General features: G+C 71.7%; 14 protein-coding genes. 8 read left to right on the top strand and 6 right to left on the bottom strand.

Annotated features, from left to right (window positions below):
* Window positions 1-2: 2 nt before the first annotated feature.
* Entirely contained in the window at window positions 3-2,147 is a 2,145-nt protein-coding gene (locus ACFWY6_RS01795) for a hypothetical protein (protein ID WP_384685124.1), read from the top strand.
* 6 nt (window positions 2,148-2,153) lie between these two features.
* Here the strand turns inward: ACFWY6_RS01795 and ACFWY6_RS01790 are convergent, their stop codons facing one another.
* Together ACFWY6_RS01790 and ACFWY6_RS01785 are read right to left on the bottom strand one after the other, a co-directional pair.
* A complete protein-coding gene (locus ACFWY6_RS01790; RefSeq protein ID WP_384685121.1) occupies window positions 2,154-2,918 on the bottom strand; it encodes an alpha/beta hydrolase in 765 nt (254 codons plus the stop codon).
* A gap of 255 nt (window positions 2,919-3,173) precedes the next feature.
* Window positions 3,174-3,860 (bottom strand): TetR/AcrR family transcriptional regulator C-terminal domain-containing protein, encoded by a 687-nt coding sequence (locus ACFWY6_RS01785; RefSeq protein WP_384685118.1) that lies wholly within the window; start codon window positions 3,858-3,860, stop codon window positions 3,174-3,176.
* Window positions 3,861-3,936: 76 nt separating this feature from the next.
* Here ACFWY6_RS01785 and ACFWY6_RS01780 point away from each other — a divergent pair, with 76 nt between their 5' ends.
* Window positions 3,937-5,046: an FAD-dependent oxidoreductase gene (locus ACFWY6_RS01780; RefSeq protein ID WP_384685115.1), complete on the top strand. Its 1,110-nt coding sequence runs from the start codon at window positions 3,937-3,939 to the stop codon at window positions 5,044-5,046.
* 112 nt (window positions 5,047-5,158) lie between these two features.
* On the opposite strand, the gene ACFWY6_RS01775 is transcribed toward ACFWY6_RS01780, so the two are convergent.
* The 4 genes from ACFWY6_RS01775 to ACFWY6_RS01760 all read right to left on the bottom strand — a co-directional run bounded on the left by ACFWY6_RS01775 (window position 5,159) and on the right by ACFWY6_RS01760 (window position 10,689).
* Complete coding sequence (locus ACFWY6_RS01775; protein WP_384685258.1) at window positions 5,159-6,517, bottom strand: protein kinase; 1,359 nt, start codon at window positions 6,515-6,517, stop codon at window positions 5,159-5,161.
* 17 nt (window positions 6,518-6,534) lie between these two features.
* Entirely contained in the window at window positions 6,535-7,407 is an 873-nt protein-coding gene (locus ACFWY6_RS01770; protein WP_384685112.1) for a PP2C family serine/threonine-protein phosphatase, read from the bottom strand.
* On the bottom strand, window positions 7,404-8,063 hold the full coding sequence (locus tag ACFWY6_RS01765; RefSeq protein WP_384685255.1) for a tellurium resistance protein: 660 nt from the start codon (window positions 8,061-8,063) through the stop codon (window positions 7,404-7,406). Before ACFWY6_RS01765 ends, ACFWY6_RS01770 begins: the two co-directional genes overlap by 4 nt.
* A gap of 322 nt (window positions 8,064-8,385) precedes the next feature.
* A complete protein-coding gene (locus ACFWY6_RS01760) occupies window positions 8,386-10,689 on the bottom strand; it encodes a GTPase-associated protein 1-related protein (protein ID WP_384685109.1) in 2,304 nt (767 codons plus the stop codon).
* 213 nt (window positions 10,690-10,902) lie between these two features.
* Between ACFWY6_RS01760 and ACFWY6_RS01755 the strand changes: the two genes are divergently transcribed.
* The 6 genes from ACFWY6_RS01755 (at window position 10,903) to ACFWY6_RS01730 (ending at window position 19,231) form a co-directional block, all read left to right on the top strand.
* Complete coding sequence (locus ACFWY6_RS01755; RefSeq protein WP_384685253.1) at window positions 10,903-11,721, top strand: alpha/beta fold hydrolase; 819 nt, start codon at window positions 10,903-10,905, stop codon at window positions 11,719-11,721.
* Window positions 11,718-13,145: a cytochrome P450 gene (locus tag ACFWY6_RS01750; protein WP_384685106.1), complete on the top strand. Its 1,428-nt coding sequence runs from the start codon at window positions 11,718-11,720 to the stop codon at window positions 13,143-13,145. The genes ACFWY6_RS01755 and ACFWY6_RS01750 overlap by 4 nt, the downstream gene beginning before the upstream one ends.
* Before the next feature lie 72 nt (window positions 13,146-13,217).
* Window positions 13,218-14,492 carry a DUF1266 domain-containing protein gene (locus ACFWY6_RS01745; protein ID WP_384685103.1) on the top strand — a complete coding sequence of 425 codons (1,275 nt, stop codon included), beginning with the start codon at window positions 13,218-13,220 and terminating at the stop codon, window positions 14,490-14,492.
* Between the two features lie 227 nt (window positions 14,493-14,719).
* Window positions 14,720-15,736 (top strand): LacI family DNA-binding transcriptional regulator, encoded by a 1,017-nt coding sequence (locus tag ACFWY6_RS01740; protein ID WP_384685101.1) that lies wholly within the window; start codon window positions 14,720-14,722, stop codon window positions 15,734-15,736.
* Window positions 15,737-15,750: 14 nt separating this feature from the next.
* Window positions 15,751-17,295 (top strand): sugar ABC transporter ATP-binding protein, encoded by a 1,545-nt coding sequence (locus tag ACFWY6_RS01735; protein WP_384685250.1) that lies wholly within the window; start codon window positions 15,751-15,753, stop codon window positions 17,293-17,295.
* Window positions 17,285-19,231 (top strand): substrate-binding domain-containing protein, encoded by a 1,947-nt coding sequence (locus ACFWY6_RS01730; RefSeq protein ID WP_384685098.1) that lies wholly within the window; start codon window positions 17,285-17,287, stop codon window positions 19,229-19,231. Before ACFWY6_RS01735 ends, ACFWY6_RS01730 begins: the two co-directional genes overlap by 11 nt.
* Window positions 19,232-19,233: the final 2 nt, after the last annotated feature.

Genomic DNA, 19,233 nt, shown 5'->3' with positions numbered 1-19,233 from the left:
CCATGGCACGACCGCACCCCGGCGAACGACCGCCGGACGACGAGAGTGGGCTTCCGCTGCCCGCATTGCCCGCATTGCCCGCCTTCCCTGGGATCGCCGGATACGGCGAACTGCACGCCACCATCAGGAAGTTGGGCTTCCGGCACGCCGCCGACGCGCTGCGCGCCCCCGCACCGCGGCACGCGTCGCAGGCCACCCAGGCGCTGTTCGGCACCCTCCCGAAGGCCGAGACGGACGACGGGTTCCGTGTCCTGGACGGACTGTGGTTCCCGCGGCGCGGCGGGCTCTGGCAGCGCGTCGATCTGGCGTACGTCCAGGAGTCCTTCGCCCGCTGGCACGCTTCGGGCGACGCGCGGGGCATGGAGGCGGCCGCCGTCGTGGCGGTCCTGACAACCGTCCTCCAGGAAGACCCGATGGGCCTGCGCCGGCTCGTCCTGTGGGAGCTGTGCTGCCGCCTTACGGACGACGCCGCGGGGCACCCGGTCCCCCTCACCGACGCCGACAGCGATGCCGATCCCCCCATCACCCCGCCCACCGCCGACGAGGCGGCCGCGCTCGGCGTCCACCGCAGCGAGGCGGGACGCCTCGCCGGCGCCGCCGGCGCCCACGGCCCCGGCGCCGGCGACGCACAGCTGCGTGGCGCCGGTGCCGCGCGGCACGCCGCCGAGACCCTGAGCGACATCTGGCCCAGCACCCGGCTGCGCGAGGCCGAGCGGCTCGCCGCGTGGCTGCCCGCCCACCACTCCGATCACGTCCTCGACGCCCTCCTCGACACCCTCCGCGCCCGGTCCGCCGCCGTGGACCACCTCATGGACCAGGCGGTTCGGTCGGAGTCCTGCGGCGATTTCGGGGCCGCCGCGTCGGCCTGGCTCGGCGCGCTGCGGCAGGCGAGGGACGACCGGGACGCCCAGGCAGGGCTGCTGCGCACCGCCACGCGCCTCACCGATGACCCCTTCGCCCCGGAGGATGCGGAGGTGACGGCCGCCGTCGACGAGCGGACGGTCCGGCTGACCTGGCGGGCGCCCCGGCGCGACGGCACGTCCGTGGCGTACCGCGTACTCCGCTTCCCGGACGGCCGGCCCGAGATCGCCGTCGAGGTCTCGGCGCACGGCACCGCACGCACGGTCGTCGACCGCGACGCCCCGGTGGGACAGCCGCTGCGGTACGCCGTGTTCCCGCTGCTCGGGGAGCGCCTTGCCGGAGTGCCGCGCGTCACCGCCCCCGTGCTGCTCGCCCCGGACGTGACGGAACTGTCCGCCACGGCCGTGCCGGACGGCGTGACCGTGACGTGGCGACGCGATCCCGCCGCGGCCGAGGTCAGCGTCGTACGCATGAGTCAGGACGGCGACAACACCCCGGACCATACGGTGAGTTGCAGGCGTGACCGGCTCGTCGACACCCCTCTCCCCGCAGGTCTGTACGTCTATGAGGTCCGCTGCGGCTACCCCGGCCCCGACGGCGGCCTCGTCCTGTCGCCGGGAGTCCGCGTCACCGCACGGGCCGAGCGCTGGCCCGCCCCGGTGGAGGAACTCACCGTCCAGCGCCTCGACGGGGGCGGCCGGGTGCGCGTCGCATGGCGGCCGCCGGTGTGCGGGGACGGCCACCTGGTGCCCTGGACCGAACGCCCCGTGCCGCCGGGCGCGGACGTCTCGGGGATCGTCCCCCGGCTGCCCGCGCCCGGTTCCGCACCGGCCTCCGTCGACATGCGGCCGCCGCCCGGCAGGCGGGTCAGGCTGACCGCGGTGAGCGTGCTCGGGGAGCGGGCCGTGTCCGGGGCAAGCGTGGTCATCGAACACCCGGGAGAGGTACGGGACTTGGCGGTGCGCAGGCTCGCCGACGACCGTGCCGAGCTGCGCTTCACCTGGCCGGAGCCCGCCGTTCTGGCGCTGGTCGCCTGGGAGGACGGGGAGCGCCGCGATGAGCTGCGGGTGGCGCGCAGCCGGCACGTCGCCGGGCGGGCCGTGACGGTGCCGGTCTCCGCGGGGGAGTGCCGGTTCACGGTCGGCGCGCTGCCCCGCCCGGACGCCGTGACCATCGAACCGCCGCCGGCGCGGGCGATCCTGCCGCCCGCACCTCCGCCGGCCCCGCCCGCACCCGTCAGGTGGTGGCGGACCTGGTGGCACCGCCGGCGCCGCCGCAGCCCCTGAGCCGGCTCACTTCAGATGCCGGTCGTAGAAGCGGATCCCGTCCTCCCCCTCGAACCACGGGGTGCCGGTGTGCCCGCCCAGATTGGCGTGCAGCGTCTTCTGCTTGCTGCCGAAGGCGTCGAACAGGTCCAGGGCCCGCTGCCGGGGGTTCCCTTCGTCGTCCCACTGCAGCAGGAACAGCAGCGGGACGGTGACCTGCCGGGCCTCCTCGCGCTGGGCGTGGGGCACGTAGCCCCCGGCGAAGAGACCGGCGGCCGCGATGCGCGGTTCGGCCACCGCAAGGCGGATGCCGACGGCGGTCCACCCCGAGTACCCGACAGGGCCGCCGATCTCGGGCAGCGCAAGGAGGGCGTCGAGGGTGGTCCGCCAGTCCGGGACCGCCTTTTCGACCAGCGGGCCGATGAAGGACTCGAAGATCTCGTCGACCGGCTCGCCGGCCCGCACCGCCCGGCGGAGGTCGGCGCGGGCCTGCTCGTCGGCGGCGGAACGGGGCCGGTCACCGCACCCGGCGGCGTCGATGGAGGCCACCGCGTAGCCGTGCGCCGCGGCATGCCGGGCCCGTGCCACCAGCCGGTCCGCCCCCTTGGGCAGGCCGTTGTTGTGGGCCATCAGGATCAGCGGGGCCGGTGCGGCGCCGGCAGATCCAGCAGATCCAGCAGATCCAGCAGATCCAGCAGAGTCAGGCGTCCACAGAGTGCCGGGGATCTCGCCGAGGGTGAATTCGCGTTCGACGACGCCGTCGTCGAGGCGCTGTTCGGAAGTGAAGTGCATGGTCGTGCCTTTCGGGAGTGCTCAGAGTGGCGCTCCCGGACGACGACCTATCGCCCTGCCGTGACCCCGAAGGAGAGCACCCATGTCGTTGCTGCGTTCACGGGTACCACCTCCTCGTTCTCTCGCACGGCCTCCGGGAAATTAGCAGCGGTCGCCGTGGTCCGCCAACAGGTTTTCGCGGAGGCCGGGAAGGGACATCCGACCTGACGACCTGACGACCTGACGCCATGCCCGGTCCGGTCCTTCGGCCGCGCGTCACCGTGAGATGTGGGCGGCGATGCCGTCGAGGAGGAAGTCGACTCCCATCCTGAAGGTGTCGTCGGCGTCGTGGTGGGCGGCATCGCGCACCACCGTGGCCAGCGCGGGGAATCGGCCGGTGGCGAAGGTCCGCTCCAGATAGGGCCCGAGCGAGGCCTGCCAACGCTTCTCGTCCATCCCGGTGGCCCGCTCGGCACGCCGCTCGGCGATCTCCCGGCGCACGGCGCCGATCGCGTACGCGTTGACTGCGGCGACCACCGGCATGATGGCGTCCACCTCCACGTCGGCGTCGGCCAGTGCGGCCATCACTGTCTCCCCCGTGGCCAGCGCGTGCGGCCCGAGCTGGGGTCGGCCACCCAGGAGATCGGCGAGCCATTCGTGCTCGTGAGCGGCGTGCCGCGTGGCCTCGGCAAGCGACCGGAGCACCTCACGCCAGCCGTCTCCGACCGGCCGGATCTCGGCGTGGGCGGCGTCGACCATGAGGTCGAGCAGCTCCTCCTTGCCGGCGATGTAGCCGTAAAGACGCATCGGACGGACGTCCAGCTCGGTGGCGACCTTGCGCAGCGACACCGCGTCCAGGCCGTCCGCGTCGGCCAGTCGGATCGCCGCTCGCACGATCCGCTCCCGGCTCAGCGGGACCGGCACGGGTCGATTCGGCGGCTCCGGCCTCTCCCACACCAACATGCCGCTGACAATACATCGCCTCGTGGCGATACAGTGTATCGGTCAGTACGGTGTATCGAGGGGTAGGGGACCCATCATGACCATTGCCATCGTCGGAGCCGGCCTCGGCGGCCTGGCTCTCGCCCGTGTGCTGCACGTGAACGGCATGGATTCCGTCGTGTACGAACGTGAATCGTCACGCGGCGCCCGCGGCCAGGGCGGCATGCTCGACATCCACTCCGGCCAGCGGGCGCTGCGCGAGGCCGGCCTGATCGACCGGTTCCACGCGATCGCCCGCGGCGAAGGCCAGGACATGCGTCTCCTGGAGCCGGACGGCACCCTGCTGCTCCAGGAGGACACCCCCGACGACGCCCCGCTGGAGCGACCCGAGGTCGACCGCGCCGATCTGCGCGACCTGCTCCTCGATTCCCTCCCCGAGGGCGCGGTGCGCTGGGGCCACGCGTTCACATCCGCCGACGACGGCGTGCTGCACTTCGCCGACGGCAGCAGTGCGGCGTACGACCTGCTGGTCGGTGCGGACGGCGCACAGTCCCGGGTCCGCGCGCTGCTCACCGACGCCCGCCCGGCGCACATCGGCCAGAACGTCGTCGAGGTCGGCATCCCCGACATCGACCGCACGCACCCCGACCTCGCGGCGATGGTCGGGCGCGGCAACTACTGGGTGCTCGGCAACGGACTGTCCCTGGCGGCGCAGCGCAACGGCGACGGCCGCGTCCGCATCGGCATCAGCTTCTACAACACCGCCGAGGACTGGTTCGCCGCCAGCGGGATCCCGTTCGACGACCCGGCCGCCGCGCGGGCGCGGCTGATCGACCTGCTCCCCGGCTGGGACGCACGGTTCACCGCGCTGATCGCGGCCTGTGACGACATGGTCGTGCCGCGGTCGATCAGCACGCTCCCGGTCGGCCTGACCTGGCCGTCGACGCCGGACGTCACACTGCTCGGCGATGCCGCGCACCTGATGCCGCCGGTGGGAGAGGGCGCCAACATGGCGCTGCTCGACGGCGCGCTGCTCGGCCTCGCGCTGGCCGCGCACCCGGACGACTTTCCCGCCGCCGTCAAGGAGTACGAACGCGAGATGTTCGAACGCACCGGCGCCGCCGCCCGGATGTCGGCGGACATGCAGGAGTTGCTGATGTCACCGGACGCAAGCAAGAAGCTGCTCGCCTTCTTCCAGCCGGGCTGAACGCGACCGATGACCCGCCCCGTAAGGGGCGCGGGGAACGGCGCGACCAGCCCCCACCGGCCCGCGGGTTCATGACCGCACTTCCCGCGGGGCGCTTAGTCCCGCGGAGCGCTTAGTCCCGCACTTCCGCCTCCGCCCCGCCCCCGAACTCGAGGAGCAGCCCCGTCCGCAGGGCGATCGTGCGGCCGGGCTCCACATCGCGCACGGTCCCGTCGTCCTTGCGTGCCGTCCACACGTCCTTGGTGTGGTTGGTGAGGCCGAACCTGCCCGGGTTCTTGGGGTGTTCGGTCACCTCGCCGACCACCGCCCGGAAGTCGTGCCGGTCCGGGTACTCGGCCAGATGATGGGCGTAGACGCGGGCGCTGGGGGCGAGCCTGATGCCGCGCCGGGTGCGCAACGTGCCCGTACCGGTGACGAGTTCGAGGCGCGGCGGCAGTCGCAGCGTACGGCCGCACTTCCAGCAGTCGGGGGCCGCGCCGTCCGGCTGCGTGAGGTTCTGCTTGCCGCAGGAGCCGCACTGGGTGATGGCGTCGAGGACCTGGCTCAGGGCGTCGCACCACTGCGACTCGCGCACCCGCCGGACCGGCGACCGCAGCCCTTCCGTGAAGGTCTGTACGAACAGGTCCCGCAGGATCTTCGGGAGCGCGCCCCAGGTGGCGACCACGGTCGGCTGCTCGTCCGGCACCGGACGGTTGCGGGCGTCGGCCGGGTCGTAGATGAAGACGGGATCGGTGCCGTAGAGGCGCCGCTTGGCGGCCTCGTCCATGCAGCGGATGCTCAGGGCCTGCGCGCCGTTGAACGGATGGTCGTTCATCAGGAGCAGGAAGAGCAGCACCGCGAGGGAGTGCAGGTCGGTCTGCGTGCCCGGCTGCGCCCCCTTGTCGCGGCGGACCAGCTCGGGCGCCATGAAGTCCATCGTCCCCGCGACGGCGGCGGACTCGCCCTCGACGACCGCGTTGTCGTTGTCGCAGACGAGGACGTCCCCGGTGCGCGGGTCGAAGAAGATGTTGCCCCAGTTGATGTCGCGGTAGGCGATGCCCTGGGAGTGCAGCGACAGGTACGCCTCGACGGTGTGCAGCGCCACGGTGACCAGGGTGCGCATCGTCGCGGCGGACACCGAGGGGTCGCGGCGGAACAGCGCGGGCAGGTCCTGGAAGCGCTCGGGGCGTACGTCCATCAGATAGCCGAAGCCCGGCTCACCGTTCGCCGGGCCCTCCGGGTCCAGGACGATGGCGGTCGGCCACAGGAAGCGGTCGTCGCTCCAGCCGCGCGCGATGAGGCCTTCGAGGATCTGCCGCTGGCGGGCGTCGGCCAGCTGCGGGTAGTACCACTTCAGCGCGCGGTCGCCGTGCGGCGTCGTCACGCGGTAGACCTCGCCCTGGCCGCCGGAGCCGAAGAGTTCGGCGACCTTGACCTTCTCCCCCGACTCGGCCACCAGGGTCTTTCCGGCGGCGAGCATGCCGTTCACCATGCGGTTCCTCTCTCGGCTCACTGTTCGACTGTGGGTGGTGGTGTCTGCCCGGTGGGCGCCGTGGCCGCGAACGCGCCCACGAAGGTGGTGTCGTCACCGGAGTACTTGGCGGCCCGCTCCAGCCAGTCCGCCAACTGCCCCTGCACCGCGGGCACGCCCTGCCCCGCGGCGCGGTCGGTCACACCGGTGGCGAAGTCCAGGAACCCCTGGTGGTCGGCGAAGCTCTTGGAGAGGCCGTCGGTGGAGATCAGGACGGCGGGCGGCGGCCCCGTGGTGAAGGGCTGCCAGTGCGACCGCATCTTGCGCCATGGCTCCGGCTCGCACAGCGAGTCCGTCTCGTCCCCCATGTCGGGGCCCGTCGAGAGCGGTGTGTGCGGGGTGCCTTCCGCGTCGACGAGGACGATGTCCCCGTCCCCCAACTGCCAGCAGAACAGCATGCTTTCGGTGAGTACGGCGCCGATGAGCGTGCTGCCGTACACGGCGAGGTCGGGCGCTTCGTCGGCGGCGCCCGGCAGATGACGGCCGCCGCGCGCCGGGGAGTTGCTGTCGTGCCACAGCGCCCGCTCGCGCCAGCGGTGCGCCACCTGCTGCGGCAGCCTGCGCGCCTCGGTGCGCAGGCCGGTCCAGCCCGTCACGTCGGCGCCGACCCGCACCGCCTCCTGCGCGAAGCCCCGCGCGCACGCGGTGAACTCCTCGACGGCCCACAGGGATCCGAGGTCGCTGCGGAAGTGCGCGGCGGATCCGTGGCCGTCGGCCACGGTGAGGACGGCGGCCCGGCCGTCCGCCACGGACAGCGCGCCGAGGCTGTCCTGGCTGTACTTCTTGCCGACTCCCTTGACGGTCGCGCTGAGCAGCGCCAAGCCGTCGACCCGTGTCGAAGGCGCGCTCACCAGATGTCGTCTTCGTCGCCCTTGGTCAGCGGCGCCGGACCGAGCGGGGTCGTGGGCCTGGCGTCCTCGACCTTCGGCGTCGACGCGTCCTTCACGACGGCCGTCGACATCCAGCGGATGGCCGCGGCGAGCTGGCGCGGGTTCTTGGCCTGCAGCGGTTCGAGCTCGGGGTTGCCGAGGAACTCCTTGAGCATGCTCTTGTCCGCGTCGTCCCCGATGGCCACCGCCACCCGCACGGCGCGCTTGCCCCAGGGCGTCGCGTCGATCTCGCGCAGTCCCGCACGCCAGTCGTCGGTGGGCTGCCCGTCGGAGGCGAGGGCGAGCACCGGGGGCAGCGCGCGCTGCGGCATCGGCGGGGTCTGCAGCGCACCGGCCGCGAGCTTGAACGCGGCGCCCATGTCCGTGCCGCCGTAGGTGTGCATCTCCTCCCACGCGAAACGGTCGACCGGGGTCGGCTCGTCCACGTGCCAACTCGCCCCATTGGCAAAGGAGATGGCGCGTACGAGGAGGGATGCGGCCGGGTTGGACTCGGCGGCCTGCTGCATCTCGGGGATGGCCTCGCGGATGGCGAAGTTCAGCTCGCTGATCTTGCCGTTGACGCCCATGGAGCTTGAGCAGTCGAGCATCCAGATGAAGTGCACGGGGCGGTTCGCCATGCTGCCGCCGGGGAAGTTGTCGGCGGCGTCACTCTCGACGGCCACGCCGGCCTCGCTGGTTTTCCGCACGCTGGCTGGTCCTCTCGTGGATCGGTGGTTCGGCGGTTCAGTGGTTCGGTGGATCGACGGTTCGGTGGATCGACGGTTCGGTGGATCGACGGTTCGGTGGATCAGTGGATCGACGGTTCGGTGGATCGGTGGATCGGTGGTTCGACGGTTCGGTGGATCGGTGGATCGGTGGATCGGTGGATCTACGGTTCAGTGGCTTGGTGGTTCAGTGGCTCGGTGGATCAGTGGCTCGATGGTTCGGTGGTTCAGCCATTCAGCGGTTCAGTGGATCGATGCTGTTGCGCCACGCGTTCCACTCCTGGACGCGCTGGTGTCCCCGCTCGGGCGTGAGCCGGACCAGCTCCGTGGCGACCTCGCTCAGCGACCAGTCGTTGAGCCAGGGCAGCACGGGCGCGAGCACCTGGGTGAGCAGCTGGTCGGCGACGCGCCGCCAGTCCTCCGTGACGCCGCGCCGCTGACGGGGGCGCCACGCGTGGTAGAGCGCGGCGATCTGGTCGGGCCGGTGCGGCAGTTCCTGGATCATCCGCTCGCGCGCGTCGGCGGCGAGGAGGTGCGAGCGGTAGGGGTGCAGTACGTCGTTGTGCGCGCCCATCAGGAAGCTCAGGCCCGGCGAGCGGCACAGCTTGACCGGATCCACCCGGGCGAGCCCGAGTGCGACCAGCGCGCCGGTCCCTTCCTGCAGGACGACGTTGAGGGGCTTCGCCTGCTCGAACTTGTCGCCGAGCTGACCGCCGGCCTGCTCCACAGGTAGCAGCCCGTCGGCGAAGTCCTTGGCCAGCACGACGAGTTCGGCGGTGGCACGCTCGGTGCCGCGCAGCTTCGCCTTGACGCCCAGCAGGCTCCTGGCCAGCTCGATCAGCTCGGCGTCGAGCCGCTCCGGGGCCCTGAGCCAGCCCACGAGCCGGACCGCGAAGCCCGCCTCGACGATCAGGCCCGCCGTGCAGACGCGGGCGACCCGCTGCACGTCGGCGCGGTCGGGCTGCCGGCCGCCCCACACCAGCCACCACAGCAGCCACAGCACGTCCGCGTCGTTCACCCGCCTCCCGGGCAGCAGCTCGGTGAGCGCGGCGAAGAGCGCGGCGCCACGCGGACCGCCGGGCTCCCTGCTCCAGCGCGCGGCCGCCTCGGCGAGGCGGACCACGAGCGGCGCGTCGTCGATGTTGCGCAGCAGCCATTCGCCCTGGGGCGCGTTGGCCAGGCCACGCAGCTGGTCCAGCTTGTGTTCCGTGAGGTTGCCGCCGAGCAGTTTCAGGACCTGCCGGGTCAGGCGCGGGTGGCCGATGGCCTGCAGGACCTCGACGGCCTCCGCGCACTCGCGCCGCCCCGGGTTGAGCAGGGCGCGGGCGAGCCGCCCGGTCGCCTCCTGCAGCCCCCGCCCCGATTCCGCGCCCAGGGCGAGCGCGAGCCGCAGCGGCTGGGTCCATGTGCCCATGGGATGGCGCCGCACCTTGCCCCGCAGCACGTCGTCCGCGCGCTCTCCGAACTCCGCGCGCAGCCGCTGCCAGGCATCGGCGCTCAGCGGGAGCCGTTCGCAGGCCGCGATGTCGGGCAGGGTCTCCTGGGCCTCGGCGACCGCCACGTAATGACGGACGAGGGCGATCGCGAGCGGTTCGGCCGCGGCGTGGTCGGCGCCGCCGAGCTCCTCGCAGAGCAGATACAGCTCGTCGACGACAGGGCTGACCGCGGGCTCCTGCCGCACGGTCTCCGCGTGGGCGCGGACCGCCTCGCGCCGGGCGGCGTCGGACATGGCCAGCAACTTGCCCACGTCGAGCGGTGGCCGCGTAACACCGAACGGGTCGCCCGCGTCGGGCGGCGGCTCCGGCGGCGTCCCCTCGATCCACTCCTTGGCGGTCACCTCGGCCCAGGTGTCGGCGACGGGTGAACTGCCCTGGCCGCCCAGGCCGTCGTGCACGCGGTAGAGGTGGTCGAGCGTGGGGCCGTGGAAGCGGTCGAAGTCCGCATCCGGGCCGATGCCGATGATCTGCTGCGGTGCGCGCCGCGGCGCGTCGGCCCAGGTGCTGAACGTCAGCGACATGGCGTACGCGGGAGGCAGCGAGGCACAGGCGAGGGCGACCCAGTGGGCCACGGTCTCCGGGTCGTGCTCGGCGACGACGATCTGACGTCCGGCGCGCTCCTCGAAGAGACGGTGCACATCGGCGAGGAAGGGCTCGACACGGTGGGCGTGCTCGCGGGCGAAGGCGATGAGCTGCTCGGCACTCAAGTCGAGGTCATACAAGGGGAGGTCAGACAAGGGGAGTTCGTCCGGAGAGTCGGCGTACACGGCGTCGATCCGCTGCTCGGTGCCGGTCACGCAGAGAAGGCTGCCGCCTCCGGGAAGCCTGCTGCGGCTGAGCCCATGACGGTGGCCCACAGCAAGGACGTACTCCGCCAACGCAGTTGATCCCAGGGGCTGTTCTGTCTCCCCCTCCTCCTGATTCTCCTGCTCCTCCTCCTGCTGCTGCTCCTGCTTCTCCGGTCCCGGCGGTGCGGGAATCAGGCGGACGGCTCCGGTGTCCGGCTCCTCGTCGAGCCGGTAACTGAGGCGGCGGATGGCCATGCCACATTCTGACCATCCGTACGTCCCGATCGCAGGCCGTCCGCCAAGTTTCCCCCTTCCTCGGGAATCACTCGGCGCGCCCACCCACCGTGCCGGGCGACGCGGTGCGCCCTTGCGGTCCCGGCGGGTTGCGGCCACGGTGGTCACGGGCCGTCACGAACGGCCCCGTGAACGGCCCTTTCCGCACGGTGATTCGGAGTCGACGTGGCCTCCTTGCCCTCCTTCCCGCTCCCGCACGTCCTGCTCGGCGACGGTCCGCACAAGGTGGTCGCCGTGCACGGCTGGCTCGCCGACCGCTCGGCGTACGCGCCGGTGCTCGCGGACCTCGACCTCGCCGCGTTCCAGTACGCGGTGGTCGATCTGCGCGGGTACGGGGAGGCCAAGGACGCCGTCGGCGCGTACACGACCTCCGAGGGGGCCACCGATGTCGTCGCGCTCGCGGACCGCCTCGGCTGGGACCGCTTCTCGCTGATCGGCCACTCCATGGGCGCCAGCGTCGCCCAACGGGTCCTGGCGCTCGCACCGCACCGGGTGCGCAGGCTGGTCGGCGTATCTCCCGTGCCCGCGTCCGGACTTGACCTGCCGCCTGACCAGTGGGAGCTGTTCGCCGAGGCCGACCGGCTGCCGGGGAACCGCCGCGCGATCATCGATGTCACCACGGGCGGGATCCGGCCGGCGGCCTGGCTCGACCGCATGATGGAGCGCTCGCTCGTGGTCAGCGACGCGAAGGCCTTCCGCGCCTGGCTCGACTCCTGGGCGCGCGAGGACTTCCACGACCGGGTCGATGGCTCGACCGTTCCTGCGCTCGCGGTGGTCGGTGCGCTGGATCCCGCCCTGGGGGCGGAGCTGATGCGCCGGACCTGGCTGCGCTGGTACGCGCGCGCCGAGCTCGTCGAGCTCGCCGAGGCGGGCCACTACGCGATGGACGAGACTCCGCTCGCCCTCATCCGCGCCGTGGAGGATTTCCTGCGGAAAGACGGCGAGGGCGGCGGGAGCGGAGAGAGCAGCGCGCGCGGCGAGGACGGGGAATGACGCACCCGTCGCATGCCGGAAGCCGGCGGATCTCCGTGTCGGACGACGACGCCGAACTCGCCGCCGTGCCCGATGTGTTCGACCCCCGGCAGTACGCGTCCGGGGTCCCGCACGAACGCTACCGCGTACTCCGCGACCGGCACCCCGTCGCCTGGCAGGACGAGCCGGAGGTGCTCGACTGGCCCGCGGGGCCCGGCTTCTGGGCGGTGACCCGGCACGCGGACGTCGTCCGCGTGCTGCGGGACTCCGGCAGCTACTCCTCGCACCTGGGCGCCACCCAGATCCGCGATCCCGACCCGGACGACCTGCCGTTCATCCGGCGCATGATGCTCAATCAGGATCCCCCGGAGCACGGCCGGTTGCGCCGCCTCGTGAGCCGTGCCTTCACTCCCAGGCGCCTGGAGCGCTTCGAGTCCCTGGCCCGCGGCCGGGCCCGCGCCCTGCTCGCCGGCGCGGCGGACCGGGCCCGCGCGGGCGACGGCACCTGCGATCTCGTCGCCGACGTCACCGACGACTACGCACTGCTGAATCTCTCCGATCTTCTCGGCGTCCCCGAGGCCGACCGCGGTCTGCTGCTGCACTGGACGCAACGCGTGATCGGCTACCAGGACCCCGACGAGGCGGGCGAGTTGACGCTCGACGCGGACGGAAAGCCGGTCAATCCGCGCTCGCCCGCGATGCTGCGCGACATGTTCGGCTATGCGCAGGACCTGGCGGCCCACAAGCGCCGCGCGCCCGCCGACGACATCATGACGACCCTCGCCACCGACCCCGAACTGACCGCCCCCGAGCTGGAGATGTTCTTCTTCCTGCTCACGGTCGCGGGCAACGACACCGTACGCAGCGCGGCGCCCGGCGGCCTTCTCGCGCTCATGGAGCACCCCGACGAGTACCGCCGCCTGCACGAGGGCGACGTCCCGATCGCCACGGCGGTGGACGAACTGCTGCGCCACCACCCTCCCGTGCTCAGCTTCCGCCGCACGGCCACCCGTGACACACAGCTGGCGGGGAGGACCATCCGCGCCGGGGACAAGGTGGTCGTCTTCCACGCCTCGGCCAACCACGACGAGCGCGTCTTCACCGATCCGCACCGCCTGGACCTGTCCCGCGCCCCCAATCCCCACGTCTCCTTCGGCGAGGGCCCGCACGTCTGCCTGGGCGCCCATTTCGCCCGCCTCCAACTCCGGGTCCTGTACGAGGAGTTCCGCACCGCCTGGGGCGCACCCGCCGAACTGGCGGGACCGCCGCGGCGCCTGGTCTCCAACTTCATCAACGGGTTGAAGTCGGTGCCGGTCAAGGTCCCGGTCGAGGCACCGGTCCAAGCTCCGGTCCAGGCACCGATCCAAGCTCCGGTCCAGGCACCGGTCCAAGCTCCGGTCCAAGCTCCGGTCCAAGCACCGATCCACGTGCCGAAGACGCGGTAGTTCGATACCGTTCAAGATCCACCGCGAACCCGCGCGCGAGCCCCGCGCGCCGCCCACCACGGAGACTCCCGCATGCACGGCGCAGCCGTCCCCGCAGCCGAGGACGAGTACCACGACGACATCTTCCCCAACCTCGACGCGCCGGAGGACGGAACTCCCTGGCAGGCGCCCGCCGACCTCGAAGAGCACCTCTACGAACTCGCCGAGGCCGACGACGCCTACACCTACCTCCGGGCCATTTCCGTCACGGGCCTCTACCGCCCGGTGGCGATGGCCGACGTGGCGCCGGGCGCGACGGAGCGCCCCGTCCTCACCGTCGACGTCCCGGACGGCCGCAAGGTGGCGCAGATGTACACCGCGGGCGTGCTGCCGCGGCCGCATCCGGAGGTGGTGTACGAGTTCGTCACGCTCGGCACCCTGGCGGCCGAACTGCCCGACGACATCGACATCCTGGTGGTCAACGCGGCCACGCCGTGCCAGCAGTTCTTCCTGACGACCGAGGACGAGCGGGAGGTCTGGGCGGATCTGCACGCGGCCCACTACGACTCCGAGCGCCTGATGGACCGCGTCGACACCCGCCGCACCGGAGCGCCCGATTCGGTCACCCTGCTGCGCGGCCTGGCCTGCGGCGCGCACCTCTGCTTCGCCAACGGCGACGCCTGGAACACCCTCGACTGGCACGGCGCGGGCTACCACTCCGAGGTCGAGCGCCTTGAGGAATGGTGGGGCGTACACGACCGCGACGACTGGCTCGGCGTCCAGGAGCGGCTCCTTAACCGTGAAGTCAGCCCCTGGTACTGGGACTTCGTGCTCGGCGCCCGCACCTCGCTGATCGAGCAGTACGGCCCACGCGTCGACCCCGAGCTGTGGCGCCAGTGCGTGGAAGTGACCATCCGCAACCGCGTGTTCGAGACGGAGGGCCCCGACGCCCCGCACAAGCCGGGCGACGACCCCGACCTGGACGACTTCGTCGCCGCGCTGCGCTGCCTGGTGGGCAAGGTGCTGCGCTATGAGTCCCGCTTCCGCGCCGACGGCTTGCTTCCTGCCGACGGCCATGTCACATCCGTCGCGGCGTGGGACATCGGCCGCGCGTCGAAAATGGCCCGCTGGGGCAGAGGAGCGCGCTATGCGACGCACGCCGAGCTGCACGAGGCCATCGAGCGGGCGGGCCACGCCGCGCAGTCGGCGTACGGCTCGTGGGAGGAGTTCTCCGCCGGGTACGTCCTCGGCCGGTGCCTGCACTTCGACGAAGAGCACTGCGGTGACTGGTACACGACCGTCCTCCACGCTCACCGGGAGCTGGTTTCGGACCCGGACAGCCCGTGGCTCACGGTTCCGTTCCGCTGAGCCAAGGGGCAGCGCCCCCGTAGGGGCGCGGGGCTGTGACACATGCGGCTCCGCCGCGTGGGCGCGACCAGCCACGACGCACTCGCAGCCGACAAGCGCCCTTCCCGCGGAGCAGTCAGCACCCCGCATCACAATCAGGTCTCGCTACCCCTCCGCCCCCTTGCCACTCACCCGTGTAATCGATTCCAATCCTCCGTGTAATCGATTCCACAAGGAGGTGGACGGCGATGGCGAGCATCAAGGACGTCGCGGCCGAGGCGGGCATGTCCGTCGCCACGGTCTCCCGCGTCCTGAACAGTCACCCCTCGGTCAGCCCGGCCGCACGGGCCCGCGTCATCGCCGCGGTGGAGACCCTCGGCTACCGGCCGAACGCCGTCGCCCGGTCGCTGCGCACCGACCAGACCCGCACCTTCGGCCTGGTCATCAGCGACGTGATGAATCCGTACTTCACGACCCTGGCCCGCTCCGTCGAGGAGGCGGCCCGCGAGCTCGGCTACAGCGTGATCATCGGCAACGCCGACGAGCGGCCCGAGCTGCAGGACCACCATGTGCGCACGCTCCTGGACCGCCGGATCGACGGGCTTCTGCTCTCCCCCACCGACGGCGGCTCCCCGCTGATCCTGGACGCCGCGCGCGCCGGCACCCCGATGGTGTTCGTGGACCGCTGGATCCCGGGCGTGGACGTCCCCGTCGTACGCGCCGACGGCCGCGAGGCCGTACGTGACCTGGTCGCCCATCTGCACGGGCTCGGCCACCGCAGGCTCGCCATCATCGCGGGCCCGGCGGCCACCACCACCGGCAGCGAGCGCGTCGACGCCTTCCGGGAGGCGCTCGGGGCGTACGGGCTTCAGCTGCCCGAGGAGTACATCGGGCAGGGCGACTTCCAGGCCGACAGCGGCCGCCGGGTCACCGAGGCCTTCCTCGCGCTGCCCGAGCCGCCAGAGGTGATCTTCGCCGCCGACAACCTCATGGCGCTCGGCTCGCTCGACGCCATCCGCGCGCACGGGCTTCGCGTCCCGCACGACATCGCGCTCGCGGCGTTCGACGACATCCCGTGGTTCGTGCACACCGACCCGCCGATCACGGCGATCGCCCAGCCGACCGGTGATCTGGGGCGGGCCGCCGTCCAGGCGTTGGCCGACCGGATCGAGGGCAGGCGCCCGCAGTCCGTCACGCTGCCCGCCCGTCTCGTCGTGCGCCGCTCCTGCGGCGAGTCCCCCACCGACCCGAGGAGCACCACGTGAGCGAGAAGCACCACGTGCGCAACGAGGACGAGTTGCTGCGGATCGAAGGCATACGCAAGACCTTCCCCGGCGTCGTCGCGCTCGACTCCGTCGACTTCGACCTGCGCCGCGGCGAGGTCCATGTCCTGCTCGGCGAGAACGGCGCCGGCAAGAGCACCCTCATCAAGATGCTCTCCGGCGCCTACCGCCCCGACAGCGGCCGCGTCCTGGTGGACGGCGAAGAGGTCCGCATCCACGGGGCGCAGGACGCCGAGCGGCTCGGCATCGCCACGATCTACCAGGAGTTCAATCTCGTGCCCGACCTCACGGTCGCCGAGAACATCTTCCTGGGCCGGCAGCCGCGCCGCTTCGGAATGATCGACCGGAAGGCGATGGAGTCGGCCGCCGATGAGCTCCTCAAGCGGGTCGGCGTGCAGGTCTCGCCCCGCGCCAAGGTGCGTGAACTCGGCATCGCCCGGCTGCAGATGGTGGAGATCGCCAAGGCGCTCAGCCTGCGGGCCCGCGTACTGATCATGGACGAGCCGACCGCCGTCCTGACGAGCGACGAGGTCGACAGACTCTTCGCGATCGTGCGGCAGTTGCGCGAGGACGGCGTCGGCGTCGTCTTCATCACCCACCACCTGGAGGAGATCGCCGCGCTCGGCGACCGCGTGACCGTCCTGCGCGACGGCCGCAGCATCGACCAGGTACCCGCGTCGACGCCCGAGGACGAGCTCGTGCGCCTGATGGTGGGCCGCAGCATCGAGCAGCAGTATCCGCGGGAACGGCCGGACACCGGGGGCGCGTTGCTCACCGTCGACGGCCTCACCCGTGACGGTGTCTTCCATGACATCAGCTTCGAGGTGCGGGCCGGTGAGGTCGTCGGTCTCGCCGGGCTCGTCGGCGCCGGACGCACCGAGGTGGCGCGCGCCGTCTTCGGTGCCGACCCCTACGACGCGGGCTCGGTCGACGTACGCGGTGAGCGGCTGCCCCGGCATGACGTGATCGCCGCGATGGGCGCGGGCATCGGCCTCGTACCGGAGGACCGCAAGGGCCAGGGGCTCGTGCTCGACGCCTCCGTGCAGGAGAACCTCGGTCTGGTGACGCTGCGTTCGGCGACCCGCTCCGGGCTCGTCGACCTGAAGGGCCAGCGGGTCGCTGCCGCACGGATCGCCGAGCAGCTCGGCGTGCGGATGGCCGGGCTCGGCCAGCATGTGCGCACGCTCTCCGGCGGCAACCAGCAGAAGGTCGTCATCGGCAAGTGGCTGCTGGCCGACACGAAGGTCCTGATCCTCGACGAGCCGACGCGCGGCATCGACGTCGGCGCGAAGGTCGAGATCTACCAGCTCATCAATGAGCTGACGGCCTCCGGGCACGCGGTCCTGATGATCTCCAGCGATCTGCCCGAGGTGCTCGGCATGAGCGACCGCGTGCTCGTCATGGCGCAGGGCCGCATCGCGGGCGAACTGGCGGCGGACGACGCGACGCAGGACGCGGTGATGGCACTCGCCGTCAGCAGCGTCAGCAGTACGGCAGTTGAGAACGGATCAACCGAAGGGAAGGCCTCCCGTGGCCACTGAAACGCTGAAGGGCAACACGGGTGGCGCCACCGGTATCCGCCGCCTGCTGCTCGACAACGACGCGCTGAGCGCCCTGGTCGTCCTGGTGGTGGCGATGTCGCTGCTGTCCGGCGACTTCCTCACCACCCAGAACCTGCTCAACGTCGGTGTGCAGGCCGCCGTCACCGCGATCCTCGCGTTCGGCGTCACCTTCGTCATCGTCTCGGCGGGCATCGACCTGTCGGTCGGCTCGGTGGCCGCGCTCTCGGCCACCGTCCTTGCCTGGACGGCGACTTCGCAGGGTCTGCCGGTCTGGCTCGCGGTCGTCTTCGCGGTCGGCACGGGCATCGCGTGCGGCTTCGTCAACGGACTGCTCGTCTCGTACGGCAAACTCCCGCCGTTCATCGCGACGTTGGCGATGCTGTCGGTGGCCCGCGGCCTCTCCCTGGTCATCTCGCAGGGCAGCCCGATCCCGTTCCCGGACTCGGTCTCCAGGCTCGGTGACACCATCGGCGGCTGGCTGCCGGTCCCGGTGATCGTGATGATCGCGATGGGTCTGGTCACGGCCGTCATCCTGGCCCGTACGTACATCGGCCGTTCCATGTACGCGATCGGCGGCAACGAGGAGGCGGCGCGCCTCTCCGGGCTTCGCGTCAAGCGGCAGAAGCTCGTCATCTACGGCCTCTCCGGTCTCTTCGCCGCCGTCGCGGGCATCGTCCTCGCGTCCCGTCTGGTCTCCGCGCAGCCGCAGGCCGCGCAGGGTTACGAGCTGGACGCGATCGCCGCGGTCGTCATCGGCGGCGCGAGCCTGGCGGGCGGCGTCGGCAAGGCGTCGGGCACGCTGATCGGCGCGCTGATCCTGGCGGTGCTTCGCAACGGCCTCAACCTCCTTTCCGTGTCCGCCTTCTGGCAGCAGGTCGTGATCGGCGTCGTCATCGCGCTCGCCGTCCTCCTGGACACGCTGCGCCGCAAGGCGGGAGCGACCCCCGGCGCCTCCTCCGGGGCATCCGGCGGGGTCGGGCGCAAGGGGCCGCAGGCCTTGAAGCTCGGGATCGCCGCCGCGCTCGTGGCGGCCGTGGTCGGCGCCGTCTCCCTCTTCAACAACGGTTCCTCCGGTACGACGACGAAGATCGGCATGTCGCTCTCGACCCTGAACAACCCCTTCTTCGTACAGATGAAGGAGGGCGCGCAGGCGGAGGCCAAGAAGGCGGGCATCGATCTCACCGTCACGGACGCCCAGAACGACGCCTCGCAGCAGACCAACCAGCTGCAGAACTTCACCGGCGAGGGCATGAAGTCGATCATCGTCAACCCGGTCGACTCGGACGCGGTGGGCCCGGCGGTGCGCGGCGCCAACAAGTCGGACATCCCGGTGATCGCCGCCGACCGCGGCGTGAACAAGGCGGAGACGGCGACGCTCGTGGCCTCCGACAATGTCGCGGGCGGCAAGCTCGCCGCGAAGACCCTCGCCGAGAAGCTGGGCGGCAAGGGCAAGATCGTCACGCTCCAGGGCGTCGCGGGCACGTCGGCCAGCCGTGAGCGCGGCAAGGGCTTCGCCGATGGACTCAAGGAGTACCCGGGCATCGAGGTCGTCGCCTCGCAGCCCGCGGACTTCGACCGCACCAAGGGCCTGGACGTCATGACGAACCTGATCCAGTCGAACCCCGGCATCGACGGTGTCTTCGCCGAGAACGACGAGATGGCCCTTGGCGCGGCCAAGGCGCTCGGCGACAAGGCGGGCAAGTCGGTCGCGGTGGTCGGCTTCGACGGAACTCCCGACGGACTGAAGGCGGTTGAAGCGGGCACGCTCTACGCGTCCGTGGCACAGCAGCCGAAGGAACTGGGCCGTATCGCCGTGCGGAACGCGGTGAACGCGGCACGGGGCAAGGACGTCGACCCGATGGTGAAGGTCCCGGTGAAGGTGGTCACGGAGAAGAACGTGGCCGACTTCTCCTGACC

Source organism: Streptomyces sp. NPDC059037 (assembly GCF_042740015.1).
Lineage (GTDB): Bacteria > Actinomycetota > Actinomycetes > Streptomycetales > Streptomycetaceae > Streptomyces.
Note: the sequence above shows the minus strand (reverse complement) of the source record. Positions and strands in the feature narration are given on the sequence as shown.